Consider the following 18473-nt stretch of genomic DNA (forward strand, 5'->3'; position numbering starts at 1 on the left):
GGCGCTGTGGCAGCTTTCCTTGTCACGAGTGTTTCACCTGTTTCCGCCTGCCCTTTTCCTGCGCCGGGAATTGCTGGCGCGTGCCCGGAATGGGCGGATCGGGCAGCTTTGCCACCGAATTTTGGGCAAGCGCCAGCATTTCGGTCGTACCGGGCAGAACCGGAATCCGCCTCGCCGGCTGACCGAACCGGAATGCCGAGGTCAGGTCACCGAAGGTCTGGCGGCGCCACTGGCTGATATTGGGCTCGCGCACGCCGGTGTGCTGTTCGAGAAGCTGCAGAACCGATGTGTGATCGAACGGCTCGCTGCACACCCACCCGCCGACCGTCCAGGGCGAGACGATGATGCAGGGCACGCGGAAACCGGCGCCGATCGGAACGCCGTCCACGAATTCCTGCGGCGTGCCGGGCGGCGGAACCGGCGGCGCCACATGATCGAACAGGCCGTCATTCTCGTCATAATTCAGGATGAACGCGGTCTTCGCCCAGACGTCCGGGTTCGCGGCAAGCTCGTTGAGCCTGCGCGCGATGAAATCCGCGCCGGCCGCGGGCATGTTGCGCGGATGCTCGTTCGCCTCGGCGGAGGGATATATCCAGGACACGGCGGGCAACCTGTCGTTCAGCACATCCTGCGCGAACCGATCCTCGTCCGTATCGGGCATTCCGCGCAGCGCCAGCGACGATCCCGCCGGGGCATCCTGGAACCGCGCAAAATATTTGAACATATTGTGATGCCGCTTGCCCGCCGCGCCATATTGATAAATGCGCCAATCAACGCCGGCGGCTTCCAGTCGCTCGGGATAGCTGGTCCAGCGAAAGCCGCCCGGCGGCATCCGGTTGTGCGTCGCCGGCCCGCCGCCGGTCGCCTCGGGATCGATCATCCCCGTCAAATAATAGAGGCGGTTGGGCCAGGTCGGCCCCATCACCGAACAGTGATAGGCGTCGCAGATCGTGAACGCCTCTGCCAAGGCATAGTGGAAGGGGATGTCCCGCCGCTTGAAATAGCCCATCGTGTAAGGGCCATGCGCCCCGTCCGCGGCGCGGTGGGCGGGCAGCCATCGGTCCATCCTGCCCCCGTTCCATGCCTGGTGCTGGACGTCCCATTCATGGCTGGTCGACGGCAGCTTCTGCGCATTGGTCGAGAAGCTGTCCAGGTGGAAGGGCAGCAGATAGCCGTCGGGATTCTGCACATCGGGCTGATGGAACACGGTCCGGCCAGTCGGCAGCATGAGCGGATCCGGGTCGCCGAAACCGCGCACGCCGGAGAGCGTGCCGAAATAATGATCGAAGGATCGGTTCTCCTGCATCAGCAGGACGATATGCTTGATATCCCCAAGCCTGGCCGAGCGTTTCGGGGCCTGTGCCAACAGCCTCTGCACATTGGGCGGCATCAGCGCCGTCGCCGCCGCCAGCGAGGCGAGGCGGATCGCGTCGGTCAGGAGACGGCGGCGGGTGAAACGGGATGGATCCGGCATGAGAACCCCGCGATGGGCGGAACGGCAACGGACGGCCGGACCCGGCCGCCCGCGAATGATCGCGTCCTAGAAGCGCGCGCGGATGCCCCAGGTGCCGGTGCGCCCGTTCTGGACATAGATGACGCTGTGGGTGCCCAGGCCGGTCGCGGCCGTCGACGGATAGGCGCTCCCCGGGGTCACGACATTATAGGGCTGCCCGAGCACATTGTTGACGGTGAAATAGGTCTCGAGATTCTTGGTGAGCTTGAGCCGTCCGGAGATGGTGAGATCAGTGCGCGCCTGGAACCAGGTCGGCGTATCCGAACGATATTTGTCGTCGTTCCACAGCAGATTGGCGAAGAGGCGCACCGGGCCCTTTTCATAGATGATGCCGAGCGAACCGATATTGTTGCCGACACGCGGGATTTTCCGGTTCGGCTCGTTATGCATGAAGGCGCCGCGCACGGAGAGGCCGTCGAACGGCTCGGGCAGCCATGTGAAGCTGTGCTGGAGCGCCGCTTCGATGCCCTTGATCGTCGTGATGCTCTGCTGCGTGAAGGTGGAGAAGCTGTAGCCGGCAAAAGCCGGATCCGAGGCATAGGCCGCGAGTGCGGGTATGGATGCCGCTTCGCTTGCCGAATATTCCTTCACGACGGCCAGTCCGTCGATGCGATTATAATAGAGACCGACATTGAGCATGCCGACACCGCGCAGATAGCGCGAGAGCCGGACCGAGAAATTGTCGGAGATCGCGGGCGTCAGGCCCGGATTGGGAACAACGAGAAGCGGCCCGCCGACCGAGCTTCCGGTCAGGTTCTCGGTGGGCGAGGTGCCGGTCGCATCGACGCCGGGCCGCAGGATCGTGCGGCTGTAGCCGGCCTGCAGATCGTTGCTCTCGCCGAATGTGAGCTTGAGCGAGGCGCTCGGGAACAGCGTGAAATAGCGCCCCTTCACATTGGTGGGGCCGCCAGAGAACTGATAGTCGACGCACGGGATGGTGGTCGCGACCCCGGTCGAGGCCGTCACCGCGCAATTGGCGGTGGCGCCGGCTGGCCGGTGCGCGCGCACATCCGCCAGCGGCAGCGACTGGTAGACGCGCGCGTTGTTCTCGGTCCATTCGCCGCGCAACCCCGCCCTCACCTGGAAATTCGGGGTGAGCGAGGCCGTCACCATGCCGTAAAAGGCCTTGATGGTCTCATCGACATCGGTCTTGCGATATTTGGCGGTGGCATATTGGGCCGCCGTGGTCGAACTGACCCACTCGCCCGGGTTCTGTCGGTACATCTCCAGCAGCCTGGCGAGATCGATCGACGGGATATAGGTCGATCCCGAGAGCGACTTGATGACGAAATTGCTCTTGTTGGTGATGCCGCTGGTATAGGGATTGACCGCTTGCGCCAGGAACTGGGCGTTGGTCAGCGGGCCGTTATAGGTATAGCCGTACAGCGCGTCGTTGCCGAATTCATAGCTGATGTCAGTGATCTTGAACCCGGCCTTGAAGCTGACCGGAACGGCGCCGAATTCGGTGTCATAACGCGCATTGATCGCCCCTGATCGCGCCGAAAGCTTCGCATAACTGCCCGTCGTCAGCGTCATCGCCGGCCGGCCGGTGAAGCTGTAGGACGCCGGATCGGACCAGTTGGGCCCGCTGAGCTGCGTGATCGTCCAATCGGCGAGATTCAGATCCGAGCTGTCCTTCACGAACTGGGAATTGCCCGTGGAGGTGATCGTCGGGCCCGACGTCACCTGCCCAGCGCTGGGCGAGTCATAATAGGAATGGCTGTCCGAATAGGCGGCATAGCCGTCGATGCTCCAGTTCCCCGCGCTCCAGTCGAAATTGGCGGCGAGGACGTTGCCCTTGTTGTATTTATACTGGTCGCTGGACGCCGAGCTGATCGACTGGACCGTGCCGGGCAGATTGGACTGGAAAGCGGAGAGCGCGTCCTGCGCGTTGGCCGGCTGACCGTTGAGATTGCGCAGGCCGTAGGTGCCGGTGGCCGTGTCCGCGGTCACCGTCGTCACCTGATTGTGCAACTGGATGTTGCCGCGATAGCCCATGCCCAGAAGCGATACGTTCAAGGTATCGGTGGCCTTGAAGTCGAGCACCAGCGAGGCGGTGCGGCGGATGGTCCGTCGGGCGCCGGTCTGCCCCTGCATCCGGTAGAATTCCATCGGATAGGGCGCATTGGCCGATTGCGTATATTGCCGGTCGAGCGTGATCTGCTCACGTTCGATATACTGGTCGTTATAGCCGAGAGAGAACATCACCCCCAGGCGCCGGTTGAAGAAGCTGTTCGAATAGAACAGCGACGCATTGGGCAGCAGGCGCTTGTTGCCCCAACCGCCGGTATCGGGGCCGATATTCTTGTATTTGTCCCACATATTCTCGTGAGTGAAGCCTTCGACCGAGACCACGAACAACGGCTTCTTGCGATCATAGGAACGCTTGGTGCGCAGATCGATGATGCCCGCGGGCGCATCCGCATTCTGGTCCGCGCCCGTCGTCTTGTAGGTCGTGACCGCGTCGATCGCGGACATCGAGATCGTCTCGTAATTGAAGATGCGCGCGGCGGCGGCGGCGCTGGAATAGCCGGTCGCCGTCGCGGCGTTGGCCGAGACGATATCCATGCCGTTCAGCTGCGTGCGCGTGAACTCCGCCGGCAGACCGCGCAGATAGGCATAGACCGAGGTACCGTTGGATCCGTCGACGTCCACGCCGGGCATATATTTCATGAATTCCGCCGGATTGCCGCCGGCGATGTCGCCATAGGCCTCGGTATTGAGCATGTCCGCGATCTGCACTTCCTGGCGCTGCGACATGAGTTCGACCGCATTGGCATCGCGCACGCCGCTGACCACGATGTCGCCGCTGCTCGCCGCCTGCCCGTCGCGCCCGGCGCGCTGCAGGTCCAGATCGAGAGTCGCGATCTCGCCGGGACGGATGACGACATCCTGCGCCTGCGAGACATAGCCCACGAAACTGACGGTGATCCTGGCCGTGCCGGCGGGGAGATTGGGAATGCGATAGGCACCGGCTTCCCCCGTGGTGACCGTGCGCTTCTGTCCGTCCGCCGTCTCAATCTCGATCAAGGCATCGCGCAGATAGGCTTCGGTCGCGGGATCGAAGACCTGACCGGCAAGCGTGCCCCGGCCGGCCTGCTGATCGCCGGAGGACTCGCCGGCGGCCGGCGACGACGCGTCCTGCGCATGGGCGGGCAGGGCCGCAGCGGCGAACATCGAGATCATCGATGTCGCGACAAGCAGCTTCACCTTCATTCGCATTGCAGCCTCCCCTGAATCGATTTTGGTATCGTTAATGGACATTGCCATACACCCATCCATCCGTCAAATTTATGTAAGATACTGTTATCTTGCACTATTTTCTTACAATTTCGTGACAGATGGTTCGATTGACGATTCATGCGAGCATATTTACGATAACGCTAATGTTCACCAGGGGGTTAGCCGGACCAATGCGTGGCGCGTACCTTGCCCATGGGGCTTTCACAAAATCGCTCGTTGACATCCTCACCTGTCATCGTCATCAGTCCATATTATGGACTATGGTCCACAGATAAGATTGGGAGGCTTCGAATGTCAAACGGATTTTGTCGAAACCACGCCGGGCGGGCGCGTCGGCCGGGCTCGAACCTGATCGGACGCGGCGGTGAACATGGCGGATTCCTGACGAGCGCGGTGGCGGCAGCATGCTGAAAATCGCTTCGGTCGCCGCAATCGAGATGCGCTATCCCTTCTCCAGACTCTATGGGGAAGGCCGCGTTCCGCAGGAACTGCTTTCGCCAGCCGCCCATTTTCAGCGGGTCAAGCGCACGGGGCAGACCGCGACGCTGATCGTCGCAACCGATCAGGATGGCGTCAAAGGCTTCGGCGAATGTTTCGGCCTCCCGAGTCCCGGCCCCAGCCGCGCCATCGTGGAAGACGTCATCGCCCCCGCGCTTGCCGGCGCGGAGATCGCCTCACCGGAGGAGGCGATGCAGGAATTCTACCGTTTCTTCCTTGCCTTGGGGAACAGCCGCGGCGGCGCCATGGAAGCGCTGGCCGGCCTGGACATCGCGCTGTGGGACCTGCTGTCGAAACGCGCAGGAAAACCACTCGCCGAGATGCTCGGCGGCACGGTCGCGCCGGTCCGCGTCTATGCCAGCCCCGTCCCCTTCCTCGCGAACCCGGACGACAGCGCAGCAAAGGCGCTGGCGTTTCTCGACCAAGGCTACGCCGCGGTGAAGCTGAAGATCGGCCGGGGCGTCGAAACCGACGTGCAACATGTGCGCGCGATACGCGAAGCGATGCCCGCCGGGACGCCACTCATGCTCGATGCCAATTGCGGCTATGAACGCGACGAGGCCCTTGCCCTGCTCGACGGACTGGCCCCCTATGACATCGCCTGGCTGGAGGAGCCGGTGGAGCCGGAGGATTTCGAAACGCTGAGGATGATCTGCGAGCGCGCGCCCTTCCCGATCGGCGGCGGCGAAAACGACTTCACGCTTTCCGCCTTCGAGCGGCTGGTCGATCTGGGCGTGACCTATCTGCAACCCAATGTGACGCGCGCGCTTGGGGTGACCGGCATGCGCAGGCTGGACGCACTGGCACGGCGCACAGGCGTCAAAGTCGCGTTGCACGGCGTGGGAACCAGCATCGGCGTGTCCACCGCACTGCATTGCTGCGCGGGGCTGGCGGAACTGACGCTGTTCGAGCGCAATCATCTCGTCAATCCGATGCGCGACGATGTCGACGTCGCCCTGACGGTCGACGGCAGCGGCGCCATCCTGCCACCCTCCGGCCATGGGCATGGCGGGGCACCCAGCGTGGCCGCCGCACAACGGATCCACGACCCCGCCGTCCAGCGCGCACTGGCTCCGTCGTCGCCTGTCGATATGGAATTGGCCCGGTGATCACCGTCCACCCCTGCCCGCCTGGATCGCCCGGTTCATGAGGACCGTATCGATGCTGGATGCGGCCGATGCGGCCCGGCTTGTCCACGCCGCGATCACCGCCGCGATGTCGCTCGGCGTGCCGCAGAATATCGCGGTGGTCGATGCCGCCGGTGCGCTGCTCGCATTCCACCGCATGGATGGCGCCAAACCCTTCACCTGCGACTTCGCGATCGCGAAGGCACGAACGGCGGCGGGCCTGCACAGCTCTACCGAAACACTCGCGGAAATCGCCTTGCCGGGGCAGCGCGGTTTCGGCCTGAACAGCCTGCGCGGCGGCGATGTCGCCATTCTCGGCGGGGGCGTGCCCGTTATCGTGGACGGCGCCGTGGTCGGCGCCATCGGCGTCAGTTCCGGCACCGTGCACCAGGACGCGGAAATCGCGAACCGTGCCGTCCGGGATTTCACGGTCCGGGAAGCCTAGCCTCAACCGATTGGATCCACTTGATGACACACGCCGCACACTCAAGCCCCGACGACGCACCGGCCAGGAAGCTGCCCTTGAAGGTCTGGTTCGTCCTCGGGCTTCTGATGAGCCTCGTCGTCCTCAATTATTTCGACCGGCAGACGCTCTCCATCCTCAAGCCGGTGGTCAAGGCCGAGCTGGATTTCGACGACACGGCCTATTCGCTGCTCACCTTCACCTTCATGCTGCCCTATATCGTGATGTATGTGGTGAGCGGCCGGCTGATCGAACGGTTCGGCACCCGGATCTGCATGACCGTCTTCGCGATCGGCTGGTCGATCGCGAACATCGCATCGGGCATGTCGCACAGCTTCGCCCATCTCGCCGCATCGCGCGCCTTGCTGGGCGCCACCGAGCCGGGCGTCTTCCCGATCATGCAGCGGGCCATCCTCAACTGGGTCCCCGTCGAGCGCCGCACGCTCGCGATCAGCATCGTCACGCCCGCCGGCAATATCGGCGCGGTCCTGGCGCCGCCGCTTGTCGCGCTGATGGCGACAGGCATCGGCTGGCGCGCCGCCTTCGTCATTCCCGGCCTGGTCGGCATCGCCATCGCGATCATGTGGTGGTTCACCGACACCAGGCACGCACCACGCGCCGAACCCGAACCGGAGGCGCCCCCTGCCGATGCCGCCGGCGAGGAGGCCGCATCGGCCACGGCACTTCTCAGGGACCGGCGCTACTGGGCGATCATCGCGGTCCGGATGATCAGCGATCCCGTCTGGTACTTCTATCTCTTCTGGATTCCCGGCTATCTTCAGGAACGCGTGGGCCTGTCATTGTCGGAGCTCGGCCTTGTCGGCGGCCTGCCCTATATCGTCGCCATCGTCAGCTGCATGATACTGGGCCGAACCGTCGACGGATTCGCGACGCGCGGACATGATCCGATCCGCATCCAGCTTCGCCTTTTCGCGATCACCGCCGCGCTCATGCCGCTCGGCGCGCTGATCACGATGACCTCCAGCCCCGCGATCGCGCTGCTGATCATCACGGTCGTCATCACCGTCTGCCAGGCCTGGTTCGTCGGCTTCAACGTGCTTCTGGCCGGACTGTTTCCGGTCAAGGTCAACGCATCGGCGGTCGGGATGCTCGGCGCGGTCGGCGCCAGCACCTCGCTGCTCCTCAACCTGCTCGCCGGGTTCATCCTCGCACAGTTCGACTATGCCGGGCTGCTTGCCGGACTGGCGATCCTGCATCCGATCTCGGCGGTCATCCTGATCATGGTGATCGGGCGGTCGCGAGCGAAATCCACCGCGCGCGACACCGCGTGACACCACATCGCGGGCGCATCGCCCGGACGGAAAGGATATCCCACATCATGTCAGTCGACTCCAATCAGCCCCTTCATGGCCGGGTGGCGATCGTCACCGGCGGCGGCAACGGCATCGGCGGCGCGATCGCGAGCGCGCTCGCGGCACGCGGCGCCAAGGTCGTGGTGAACGACATCGACGCAGGGCGCGCACGTCGAAAGGCCGATGACATCGGCGATGACGCGCTGGCAGCACCCGGCGACGCGTCGTCCTCGGCCGACGTCTCCGCCGTTGTCGCACAGGCGCTCGCACGGTTCGACAGGATCGACATCCTGGTCAACAATGCCGGCATGGATCAGGCGCTATCCATCCTCGACCTGGAAGAGGAGGATTGGGACCGGCTGATCGCGGTCAATCTGAAAAGCGCCTTCCTCTTTTCCAAGGCGGTGCTCCCCGGAATGATCGCGCGCGGCCATGGCCGGATCATCTGCACCTCGTCCGTCGTCGCGCATCGCGGCGCGATGAACGGCGGCATCCATTATGGCACCACCAAGGGCGGCATGCTCGGTTTCGCGCGCACCCTGGCGCGGCAGATGGCAAGAACCGGGATCACCGTGAACGCGATCGCGCCCGGCGTCGTCGATACCGACCTGATCCGGACGCACATGCCAGCCGATGTCCGTGCCCGGGTGATCGAGGACATTCCGCTCGGGCGCCTCGCCGACCCGGCGGAGATCGGACATGCCGTCGCCTTCCTGGCGTCCGACGAGGCCGCGTACATCACGGGCGCCACGCTCGACGTGAATGGCGGGTTCTGGATCGGGTGATGACCAGCATCGATTACATCATCGTGGGCGCGGGCAGCGCGGGCTGCGTGCTGGCGAGCCGCCTCTCCGAGGATCCGCGCCTGAACGTCCTGCTGATCGAAGCGGGCCGCGACCTGGCGCCCGGGCAGGAACCGGCCGAATTCCTCGACATGTATCCCGGCATCGTCGCCTTCGATTCGGCCAATCACTGGTCCAGCATCCGGGCGCGTGCATTGCCGATGACCGGCAACGATCTCTCCTCCGAGCCCGCCCCGAAACGCTATGACCAGCCCAAGGTCGTGGGCGGCGGATCGAGCATCAACGGGCAAGCGGCCAATCGCGGCACGCGCGAGGATTATGACGAATGGGCCGATATGGGGGCGACGGGCTGGAGCTGGGACACCGTCCTTCCCTATTTCCGCAAGCTGGAGCGCGACCTGGATTTTGGCGGGCCTATGCACGGATCGGACGGCCCGATTCCGATCCACAGGATTCCGCGCGCGCACTGGCCGGAATTCACGCGCGCGACGGAACAGGCGTTGCTGGCGCGCGGCTTTCCCGCGATCGCCGATCAGAACGGTTCGTTCGAGGACGGCGTGTTTCCGCTCACCCTGTCCAATGACGGCCGGCACCGGGTCTCGACGGCGCGCGGCTATCTGACGCAAAGCGTGCGCAACCGGCCCAATCTGAGGATCATGTCCGGCACCGAGATTTCGGGGCTGCTGCGTCGCGGCAACAGGGTGATCGGCGTCAGCATCGGCAGGGGCGAAGAGGCTGCCGAAATCCTGGCGCGCGAAACCGTGATATGCGCCGGTGCGCTGCAATCACCCGCGATCCTGATGCGCGCCGGCATCGGCGCGGCGCCCCGGCTGCACGCGCTGGGCATAGAGATTTGCGCGGATCGGCCCGGCGTCGGCCAGAATCTCCAGGAACATCCGGGCGTCTCGCTTTCCGCGCTGATCCGCCCGCATGCCCGGCTCGGCGGGAAGACCCGTCGCCACAGCCATATCGGCCTGCGCTACTCCTCCCGGATCGATGGCTGCGAAGCCGGCGACATGTTCGCCATGGTCGCCACGAAATCGGCCTGGCACCCGTTGGGGGAACGGATCGGCACGCTGCTCTACTGGATCAACAAACCCTATTCGCGGGGGTTCGTCGACATCGAGGACGCGGATGGCTCGAGCGGGCCGATCGCCAATTTCAACTGGTTCTCCGATCCGCGCGACCTCGATCGCCTTGTCGCGTCGACCGTCATGATGGCGGCGGTCGCGGCATCGCCGGAGCTGGCGCCGCATATCGTCAGCCCGGCCCCGTCGAGCTATAGCGGATGGGCGAAGCGGCTCGGGCGGCGCAGCCTTTTCAATTATCTGATGACCGCGCCCGTCGCGCTGCTGCTCGACGCGATTCCGGCGTTGCAGCCCGCCTTCGTCAAGACATTCATCGGCGGGGGCCGAACGCTCGACACTTTCGTGAAGGATCGCGCCGCGATCGAAGCCTTTGTCCGCGCCGGGGTCTTTGGACAGTGGCATCCGTCCGGCACCTGCCGGATGGGCGCGGCCACCGATCGCCAGGCGGTGACATCGCCGGATGATGGACGCGTGCACGGCGTGGAGGGGCTGCGCGTCGTCGATGCGTCGCTCATGCCCTCCATACCGCGCGCCAACTTGAACATTCCAGTCATCATGATCGCCGAGCGGATGGCGGACCAGATCCGGCGAAGGCAGGTATCGCAGTGATTTCGAGCCGGATGATTTCACCGGCGCCGAAATCGCTCTAGGGTCGCCGGCGGAATCGCGCACGCCCTTGGATCGACCACTCAATGCATGATTTGGATGAAAAGCAGACGGGAGGCGCGAACGCCGTTCGCCGCAGCCTGGCTGTCCTGCGCGCCGTCGCCGAGGCCGGCACCGACGTGACGGTCGCCGAACTGGTGGAGCGCCTCAACCTCAAAAAGCCGACAGTGCACAGGCTCGTCGCCGCACTGGTGGAGGAGGAATTCCTTCAGGCGGATTCGTCGCCGCAACGCCTGCGGCTCGGCCCCCTGTTCCTCGAACTCGCGCATTCGGTGTGGAGCCGGTTCGATATCCGGGGCGCGGCCGCGCCCGAGCTCGAGAGGCTGGCACGGGCGACGGGGCACACCGCGCGGCTGCTGACCCGCGCCAGCGACCGCCTCATCTGCGTGGAAGCCGCCCATGTCGGCGAACGCGTCCGCGCGCTGGACGTTGGTTCGATGGAGGCGCTGCGCGGCTCCGCCGCCGGGCTTGTGGTCGGCGCCTTCTCGCATGCCGATCTGCGCGAGCCCGATCCCGAGGAAGCGCTGACCAAGGCGCGCTATTACGCGATCGACGGCGACGCGGTTTCTGCCTGGCGCTCGGTCGCCGCGCCGGTGTTCGACGAGCATGGCGAACCGGTCGGCGCGGTCGCGGTGACGGGCCCCGCGCACCTGCTCACCGACGAGCAGCTTCACGCCTTCGCGCCGCATGTCCTTGAGGCGGCGCGCAAGACTTCCCGTGCCGCCGGCGGCTATCCCTTCGCGATTTCGCCCGACGAACAGGGCTCGGATGGCCGCACCGCCGCCGTCCGGCCGATCAGCCGCCTCCCCAATCTGATCGGGGATTCACCGCTCTGGGTGGGCGATGCGGACACGCTCTACTGGATCGACATATTGGCGCCCGCGATCCTTCGGCTGGGCGCGGACGGCAAGACCGAGAGCTTCGCGATGCCCGACGTGATCGGCGCGCTCGTTCCCAGGCCCGACGGACAGTTGATCGCCGCCTTCTCCAACTCCATCGCGATCTTCGATCCGCGGACCAACACGCTCGGCGGCCGCATCACCGTCGAAGGCGTGCATTTCGGCTATCGGTTCAACGACGGCGCGACCGATCGGCGCGGCCGACTCTGGCTCGGCTGCGCGGACCCGTCGCGCGCGGGCGCGCATGGCAGGCTGCTCCGCGTCGAGGACGACGGCACCGTAACGGCGGAACTCTCGGGCCTTGGTCTGCCCAACGGCGTCGTCTGGTCCGATTGCGGCAGCCGCGTCTATCTGATCGATTCCGCGATGCGGCAATTACGCGCCTATCGCTATGACGAGGACCGGGGCCAGTTCGGCGATTTCGAGCTTCTCCACCAGTTCCCGGCGGGCGGGCCGCGCCCGGCGGGCCTCGCCATGTCGCCCGGCGGCGATCTCTGGACGGCGATCTGGGATGGCTGGGAACTGGTCGAGCTCAATACCGCCGGCGAGATTCTCGACAGGATCGCGCTTCCCGTCCCCCGCCCGTCCGGACTTCGCTTCACCAGCGACGGCCGGAACCTGATCGTCACCTCGGCCTCGGTGCGGCTGAGCCCCGCTCAACTCCTCAAGGCGCCGCTGTCCGGAAGCGTATTCATCTGCGAGGTGTGAGGAGCGTTCGCATCGCGCGATGCGCGCAGCGCCTCATCGCGCGGTCGAGGCGCGGAGAACGAGTTCCGGAAGGATCCGCTCGGTGACGACCCGATCGTCCGCCGTGCCGCCGATCCGGTCGAGAAGCCGGCGCGTGGCGCGGCTCGCGACTTCCTGAAAGGGCAGCAGCAGCGTCGAAAGCGGCGGCGCCATGAAGCGGGTGAAGGGATGGTTGCCCCATCCCATCACCATCACATCCCCGGGAATGCTGAGGCCACGCTCGGTCAGCGCGCGGTACAGGCCAAGCGCATAATAATCGTCGCCGACCACGAAGGCATCCGGGCGCCGACCGCGATCCAGAAGATCGCTGACGACACGATAGGCGTCGTCGGCCTGCCACGACTGCGAGACACGGAAAGCGCGGGCGGGCGGAACGAGAGCGAGTTGCTGCCGGGGATCGAAGGGCAATCCATGCCGTTCGAGCGACCGCCGGAATCCTTCGCTCCGAAGCCGGATGGTTGAGAAGGGCATGTCTTCATCGACAAGGACCACGTCCTTCGCGCCCTGCGCCAGAACGAAGTCGGTTGTCAGTTGAATGCCGGCCTCGTTGTCGGCCGAGTAGAAATCGACGCCCAGTTCGGGAAGTTCGCGGCTGACAAGGACAAGGGGGATGCCCGCCTTGATCACCGGCGTCCACGCGTCCGAACGCTCCTGCACCGGCGCCGCGATCAAGCCGTCGAGCCCCGATCGCAACGCCCTGCCGATCGCGTCCCGCTCGCGTTCCGCGGATTCGTAGGAGAGAAGCAGCAACACGGTATAGCCGGCCTGCTGCGCCTGAAGCTCCACTTCGCTGACCAGATCGGCGAAAAAGGGATTGGAGATGTTGCTGACGATCACGCCGATCGTCTTGCGCGAACCGAGCACCAGCGAGCGGGCATGGATGTTCGGAACATAGCCCAGCCGCTCCGCCTCGGCCTTGATCAGGGCGCGCGTGGTGGCGCTGACGCCGGACTTGTCGTTGAGCGCGCGCGAAACCGTATTGGCCGTCATGCCGACGGCGTCCGCCAGATCCTGAAGCGTTGGCGGACGACGCCCGTTCCCTACATCCGCCATGGCCTTCACTCCAATGCAAGCCTGACGTGTAGCGAGGGGCGCATGGCCTGCCAAGCCGGACAGACTCTCTGCCCGGATACATTAGCGCTATTGTAAAAATCGATATGCGCTTGCTCTGGCTATATCCACCGCAGGGGAGATCCTGATAAAACTGCTTTTAAACAGCTTATTATAGAATCTTCGTTCCGAAAATTGAACCATGAAGGCAAACATTAGCGCTATTGCATTCCGAATGAATATGCCTATCAACGTCGAAGGCCATGTCGTGGCCTGGATGATGGAAGCAACGGCGATCGCCCGGACCACGCCCCGGATCGCCTGCGAAACAGGTCGGCTCGGTCCACCATCCGGGTTCGCCGGGCGACAACCCGATCAAAGGAAAAAATGTGGCGGTGACATCAGGAATGCACAATTCGGTCCGGGAACCGAGCCGGGAGGTACCCGTGGCCGGCGCTTACGATGTCATCGTGTGCGGCGGGGGGCCTGCCGGCCTTATCGCGGCGGCCGCCGCCGCCCGGAATGGCGCGAACACCCTGCTGATCGAACGCTATGGCTTTGTCGGCGGCATGTCGACGAGCGCCCTGGTGACCCCGATCAGCGAGTTCCGTCATTTCGGCAAGCAGCATATCGGCGGCATCCCGTTCGAACTCCTGCGGAAAGCGGCCGAACTCGGCGGCGCGGACGTCTCGCTGGAAAGCGGCAACTATCCCGTCAACGACGAGATGCTGAAACTCGCGGCGCAGCGCCTGCTGCTCGAAAGCGGCGTGACCCTGCTCTATCACTCCTGGTTCTCGGACTGCGTGATGGAGGGAGACCGCGTCACCCATGTCATCGTCCAGAACAAGGCCGGGCGTGTCGCCTATGCCGCCGATGTCTTCATCGACTGCACCGGCGATGCGGACCTGGTGCGCGCGGCGGGTTTTCCGACGACCAAGGGCGACGTCCTGCAGCCCGCGACCCTGTGGTTCCAGTTGGGCGGCGTCGACACCGACGCGCTCGACTATCTCTTCCGCGACGCGGTCGACGGGATGCTGCCGGTCTCGGCGGACATCCGCGACCGGCTGCTCGCGCTCAACGAACAAGGCGAGATCCCCATCTTCGGGGGCCCCTGGATCAACAAATTCTTCCGCGACGGCATGGTCAGCATCAATGTGCTGCGCGAGGCGACGGATGCCAGCGATCCCGAATGGTTCACCAAAACCGAGTGCAGCCTGCGGGAAAACCTGCAGCTCATCATCGAGATCCTGCGCCGGGAGTTCCCGGAGTTCCGGGACTGCTGGCTGGCGAAGTCCGGCATCCAGACCGGCGTGCGGGAATCCTATCATATCGTTGGACTCTACGAGCTTCAGCGGGACGACATCCTGTTCCCGAAGGCCTTTCCCGATACGATCGCCAAGGGCGCGCACGTCATCGACATCCATGCGAGCGACAGCAACGACCAGAACGGCCTGGTCGTCCCGCGACAGGAATATAATGTCCCCTTCCGCTGCCTGGTGCCGCAAGGCAGCGTCAACCTGGTCACTGCGGGGCGGTGCCTGAGCGCCGACGGCCCTGGATTCGGATCGGTGCGCGTGATGGCCACATGCATGGCGATGGGACAGGGCGCGGGCACGGCGGCAGCGCTCTGCAGCAGGTACGGCTACAGCATGTCCGACATGAACTTCGCGCATTTGCGCGAAACCCTGATCGCGCAGGGGGCCGTCGTGGATTTCGACAATGTCGTCGCGCCCAAGGCCCCGATCGAATTGACGATCTACCCGGCGGTGAAAGCGGCATGCTGAAGGCCGCGCCCTCGGGAGAGGCGCGCGACCTGAGGCTGGCGGGCAAGACCGCGCTGATCACCGGCGCCGCGCGCGGAATCGGCCTGGCATTCGCCCGTGCCTATATCGCCGAAGGCGCGACGGTCGCGCTCGCCGACATCGATAGCGAGGGCATCCGGACAGCCGCCGCCGCGCTTGGCCCCGGGGCGATCGCGATCGAGATGGACGTGACCCGCCAGGCATCGATCGACGCGGGCTTCGCCGTCGCGATCGAAAAGCTCGGCACACTCGATATCCTTGTGAATAACGCCGCGCTCTTCACCGCGGCGCCGATCGCCGAAATCGCGCGAGCGGACTATGAACGGGTCTTCGCGGTGAATGTGGCGGGCAGCCTGTTCTGCCTGCAGGCGGCGGCCCGCCACATGATCGAGCACGGGCGCGGCGGCAAGATCATCAACATGGCAAGCCAGGCCGGCAGGCGGGGCGAGCCGCTGGTCGCGGTCTATTGCGCGACCAAGGCGGCGGTGATCAGCCTGACCCAGTCCGCCGGGCTCGACCTCATCCGCCACGGCATCAACGTCAACGCCATCGCGCCGGGCGTCGTCGACGGCGACCATTGGGACGGCGTGGATGCGCAGTTTGCGCGGCTGGAAAACCGCCCGCTCGGCGAGAAGAAGCGGCTGGTGGAAAGCTCGGTGCCGATCGGCCGCATGGCCAGCGCGACCGACCTGACGGGCATGGCGATCTTTCTGGCAAGTTCGGAAGCGGACTATATCGTGGCGCAGACCTATGGCGTCGATGGCGGCAACTGGATGGCATGAGATGAGCCCTTCCCAGCCCAGATATGATCGTGGCCGGCTGACGCCCGGCATTGTCCATATCGGCCTGGGCAATTTCCACCGCGCCCATATGGCCGTCTATCTCGACGGTCTGTTCGCGCTCGGCGAAGATCTCGACTGGGCGATCCTCGGCGCGGGCGTCCGCCCCACCGATGCGCGGATGCGCGAGGCGCTCAGAGCCCAGAATTGCCTGTCGACGGTGATCGAACTGGATCCCGACGGGAAAACCGCCCGGCGTATCGGCGCGATGATCGACTTCATCGAGGTGGAACCATCGAACATCCCCTTGATCACGGCGATGGGCCGGCCGGAGATCCGGATCGTTTCGTTGACCATCACCGAAGGCGGCTATTTCATCGACCCCGCGAGCGGCCGGTTCGACCCCGCCGATCCGGACATGGTCGGCGATGCCCGAAGTCCGGACCGGCCGGCCACGGCGTTCGGCGCGATCGTCGCGGCGCTGAAGCACCGTCGCAACGCCGGGCTGGCGCCCTTCACCGTACTGTCCTGCGACAATCTGCCGGGCAATGGCGATGCGGCAAAGGCCGCGACGGTCGGGCTCGCGCGCCTGTCCGATCCCGATCTCGCCGACTGGATCGCCGCCCATGTCGCCTTTCCCAACGCGATGGTCGACCGGATCGCACCGGCGACGGGCGCGCGCGAGCGCGCGATGGCGGCCGCCTTCGGCCTTGCCGGTGATCCGGTGCCGGTCACGTGCGAGCCGTTCCGCCAATGGGTGCTTGAGGACAGGTTTCCATCGGGACGCCCCGCCCTCGAGAAAGTCGGCGTCACCTTCACCGACCAAGTCCACGCTTTCGAGACGATGAAGCTCCGCATCCTCAACGGCGGTCATGCGATCATCGCCTATCCGGGCGCGATTAAGGGCATCAACCATGTCCATGAAGCGATGGCGGACGAGACGATCGCCGCCTTTCTCGACAAGGTTCACGCCAAGGAGATCCTGCCTGTCGTTCCGCCGCCCCCCGGCCTGGACCTGCCGGACTATCAGAGGCTGGTCATGCGGCGCTTCTCCAATCCGGAGATCGCCGACACCACGCGGCGCTTGTGCTTCGACGGTTCGAACCGGCAGCCCAAGTTCGTCATCCCTTCGATCCGCGACACTCTGGCGAGGGGCGTCATTCCCGGCGGACTGATCCTCGCAAGCGCGATGTGGTGCCGCTATTGCCATGGCGTCGATGAACGCGGACAGGTCATCGCACCGAACGATCCCGATTGGGAGGAACTGACGGCAATGGCGCGGAAGGCACGGCATGACCCCGCCCGCTGGATCGGCATGCATGTGATCTATGGCGACCTGGCGGACGATCGGGCCTTCGCGGCCGCCTTCGCGGAGGCGCTGGACCTGGTCTGGAGCCAGGGCGTCGACATCGCCATGTCGCACTATCTCGGGAGCTGAAGCCGATGCGGAAACCCGCCCGCCCGCCCGCACCGGAGATCGCCGAATGAGTGCATCCCCCCTTGTCGCCGGCCTGGAACTGGGCGGGACCAAATGCGTCGCCATCCTTGCGACCGGCCCCGACGATATCCGGGCGCGCCAGACCGTTCCGACAACCGATCCCGCCACCACGCTCGCCGCGCTCGAAGCCGCCCTGGACGACTGGCATTTCGATGCGATCGGGGTGGCGAGTTTCGGTCCACTCGATCTCGACCCTGCCAGCCCCGCATTCGGATCGATCAGCCGGACGACCAAAGCCGGCTGGACCGGCACCGATCTGGTCCAGCGCCTTGGCGCTCGTTATCACAGGCCGCTCGCGATCCAGACGGACGTGATCGGCGCGGCCCTGGCGGAAGCGCGCTGGGGTGCCGCGCGGGGACTTTCCAGCCATTGCTATATCACGATCGGGACCGGCGTCGGCGTGGGGCTCATCTCCGGCGGGCAGCCGATACAGGGTGCCGCGCATGGCGAAGCCGGACACATGCGTGTCACGCGCGCAAAGGATGACGGTTTCGCAGGCTGGTGCCCCTTTCACGGGGATTGCATCGAGGGCCTGATTTCCGGTCCGGCGCTGGCCCTTCGCTTCGGGCGCGCCGCGCATGATCTTCCCGATGACGGGCCGGAATGGGACATGTTCGTGCACGACCTCGCCGGATTGCTCCACAATCTTGTGGTGGTTGCCGCGCCGGAGCGCCTTGCGATCGGCGGCGGCGTGATGGCGGCGCGCGAACGACTCTTTCCGCGTCTCCGCGCGAAGCTTGCCGCCAGTATCGGCGGCTATGGATCGCTCTCGAGCTATGCCCAAGAGCTGGAGCGCCGCCTCGGGCCGCCGGGTCTCGGCACTCTGGCCGGCCCGATGGGTGCGATCGCGATGGGACTCGACGCGCTCGCCGCCTAGACCCGATCGGGGTCGGATCAACCGCATCGAATCCGGATATGCTTGTGCCGTGATTTGGTTTCGCAGACCTGCGGCTCCGACCCGGCCGGGCGACCGCGACGCACGCG

13 protein-coding genes are annotated in these 18473 nt (G+C 65.3%); 10 read left to right on the plus strand and 3 right to left on the minus strand.

All coding sequences use genetic code 11. The annotated features are described in order from the left end of the window. Window positions 1-22 precede the first annotated feature (22 nt). Both K7G82_RS29040 and K7G82_RS29045 read right to left on the minus strand, forming a co-directional pair. Window positions 23-1474, minus strand: a complete 1452-nt coding sequence (locus tag K7G82_RS29040) for an alkaline phosphatase family protein (protein WP_222993992.1) — start codon at window positions 1472-1474, stop codon at window positions 23-25. A gap of 66 nt (window positions 1475-1540) precedes the next feature. Then, window positions 1541-4735 carry a TonB-dependent receptor gene (locus tag K7G82_RS29045; RefSeq protein ID WP_222993993.1) on the minus strand — a complete coding sequence of 1065 codons (3195 nt, stop codon included), beginning with the start codon at window positions 4733-4735 and terminating at the stop codon, window positions 1541-1543. 425 nt (window positions 4736-5160) lie between these two features. Here K7G82_RS29045 and K7G82_RS29050 point away from each other — a divergent pair, with 425 nt between their 5' ends. The 6 genes from K7G82_RS29050 (at window position 5161) to K7G82_RS29075 (ending at window position 12321) form a co-directional block, all read left to right on the plus strand. Further along, complete coding sequence (locus tag K7G82_RS29050; protein ID WP_222993995.1) at window positions 5161-6363, plus strand: mandelate racemase/muconate lactonizing enzyme family protein; 1203 nt, start codon at window positions 5161-5163, stop codon at window positions 6361-6363. A gap of 37 nt (window positions 6364-6400) precedes the next feature. Next, window positions 6401-6826, plus strand: coding sequence for a GlcG/HbpS family heme-binding protein (locus K7G82_RS29055; protein ID WP_222993997.1), 426 nt, complete (start codon window positions 6401-6403; stop codon window positions 6824-6826). A gap of 23 nt (window positions 6827-6849) precedes the next feature. Then, complete coding sequence (locus tag K7G82_RS29060) at window positions 6850-8136, plus strand: MFS transporter (protein ID WP_222993999.1); 1287 nt, start codon at window positions 6850-6852, stop codon at window positions 8134-8136. Window positions 8137-8183: 47 nt separating this feature from the next. Continuing rightward, complete coding sequence (locus K7G82_RS29065) at window positions 8184-8942, plus strand: SDR family NAD(P)-dependent oxidoreductase (protein ID WP_222994001.1); 759 nt, start codon at window positions 8184-8186, stop codon at window positions 8940-8942. Continuing rightward, a complete protein-coding gene (locus K7G82_RS29070; protein ID WP_222994003.1) occupies window positions 8942-10657 on the plus strand; it encodes a GMC family oxidoreductase in 1716 nt (571 codons plus the stop codon). The genes K7G82_RS29065 and K7G82_RS29070 overlap by 1 nt, the downstream gene beginning before the upstream one ends. An 83-nt stretch (window positions 10658-10740) precedes the next feature. Continuing rightward, window positions 10741-12321 carry an SMP-30/gluconolactonase/LRE family protein gene (locus K7G82_RS29075; protein WP_222994005.1) on the plus strand — a complete coding sequence of 527 codons (1581 nt, stop codon included), beginning with the start codon at window positions 10741-10743 and terminating at the stop codon, window positions 12319-12321. Between the two features lie 33 nt (window positions 12322-12354). On the opposite strand, the gene K7G82_RS29080 is transcribed toward K7G82_RS29075, so the two are convergent. Beyond that, the gene (locus K7G82_RS29080) at window positions 12355-13413 is read right to left on the minus strand and encodes a LacI family DNA-binding transcriptional regulator (protein WP_222994007.1); all 1059 of its coding nucleotides are present in this window, start codon (window positions 13411-13413) and stop codon (window positions 12355-12357) included. A gap of 443 nt (window positions 13414-13856) precedes the next feature. Here K7G82_RS29080 and K7G82_RS29085 point away from each other — a divergent pair, with 443 nt between their 5' ends. The 4 genes from K7G82_RS29085 to K7G82_RS29100 are packed head-to-tail and all read left to right on the plus strand — an operon-like array spanning window position 13857 to window position 18366. Beyond that, on the plus strand, window positions 13857-15194 hold the full coding sequence (locus tag K7G82_RS29085) for an FAD-dependent oxidoreductase (RefSeq protein WP_222994008.1): 1338 nt from the start codon (window positions 13857-13859) through the stop codon (window positions 15192-15194). Then, on the plus strand, window positions 15188-15994 hold the full coding sequence (locus K7G82_RS29090; RefSeq protein ID WP_281423080.1) for an L-iditol 2-dehydrogenase: 807 nt from the start codon (window positions 15188-15190) through the stop codon (window positions 15992-15994). The genes K7G82_RS29085 and K7G82_RS29090 overlap by 7 nt, the downstream gene beginning before the upstream one ends. 1 nt (window position 15995) lies before the next feature. Continuing rightward, complete coding sequence (locus tag K7G82_RS29095; protein ID WP_222994009.1) at window positions 15996-17429, plus strand: mannitol dehydrogenase family protein; 1434 nt, start codon at window positions 15996-15998, stop codon at window positions 17427-17429. 46 nt (window positions 17430-17475) lie between these two features. Next, on the plus strand, window positions 17476-18366 hold the full coding sequence (locus K7G82_RS29100) for an ROK family protein (RefSeq protein WP_222994010.1): 891 nt from the start codon (window positions 17476-17478) through the stop codon (window positions 18364-18366). Window positions 18367-18473: the final 107 nt, after the last annotated feature.

The sequence above is a fragment of the Sphingomonas colocasiae genome, from assembly GCF_019880585.1.
In the GTDB taxonomy this organism is placed as follows: Bacteria; Pseudomonadota; Alphaproteobacteria; order Sphingomonadales; family Sphingomonadaceae; genus Sphingobium_A; species Sphingobium_A colocasiae.

Excerpts from the sequence above, each read along its gene's own strand:
- K7G82_RS29040 (WP_222993992.1), bottom strand. The coding sequence starts at position 1,474 with ATGCCGGATCCATCCCGTTTCACCCGCCGCCGTCTCCTGACCGACGCG.
- K7G82_RS29095 (WP_222994009.1), top strand. The coding sequence starts at position 15,996 with ATGAGCCCTTCCCAGCCCAGATATGATCGTGGCCGGCTGACGCCCGGC.
- K7G82_RS29080 (WP_222994007.1), bottom strand. The coding sequence starts at position 13,413 with ATGGCGGATGTAGGGAACGGGCGTCGTCCGCCAACGCTTCAGGATCTG.
- K7G82_RS29075 (WP_222994005.1), top strand. The coding sequence starts at position 10,741 with ATGCATGATTTGGATGAAAAGCAGACGGGAGGCGCGAACGCCGTTCGC.
- K7G82_RS29050 (WP_222993995.1), top strand. The coding sequence starts at position 5,161 with ATGCTGAAAATCGCTTCGGTCGCCGCAATCGAGATGCGCTATCCCTTC.
- K7G82_RS29045 (WP_222993993.1), bottom strand. The coding sequence starts at position 4,735 with ATGCGAATGAAGGTGAAGCTGCTTGTCGCGACATCGATGATCTCGATG.
- K7G82_RS29100 (WP_222994010.1), top strand. The coding sequence starts at position 17,476 with ATGAGTGCATCCCCCCTTGTCGCCGGCCTGGAACTGGGCGGGACCAAA.
- K7G82_RS29070 (WP_222994003.1), top strand. The coding sequence starts at position 8,942 with ATGACCAGCATCGATTACATCATCGTGGGCGCGGGCAGCGCGGGCTGC.
- K7G82_RS29060 (WP_222993999.1), top strand. The coding sequence starts at position 6,850 with ATGACACACGCCGCACACTCAAGCCCCGACGACGCACCGGCCAGGAAG.
- K7G82_RS29065 (WP_222994001.1), top strand. The coding sequence starts at position 8,184 with ATGTCAGTCGACTCCAATCAGCCCCTTCATGGCCGGGTGGCGATCGTC.
- K7G82_RS29055 (WP_222993997.1), top strand. The coding sequence starts at position 6,401 with ATGAGGACCGTATCGATGCTGGATGCGGCCGATGCGGCCCGGCTTGTC.
- K7G82_RS29090 (WP_281423080.1), top strand. The coding sequence starts at position 15,188 with ATGCTGAAGGCCGCGCCCTCGGGAGAGGCGCGCGACCTGAGGCTGGCG.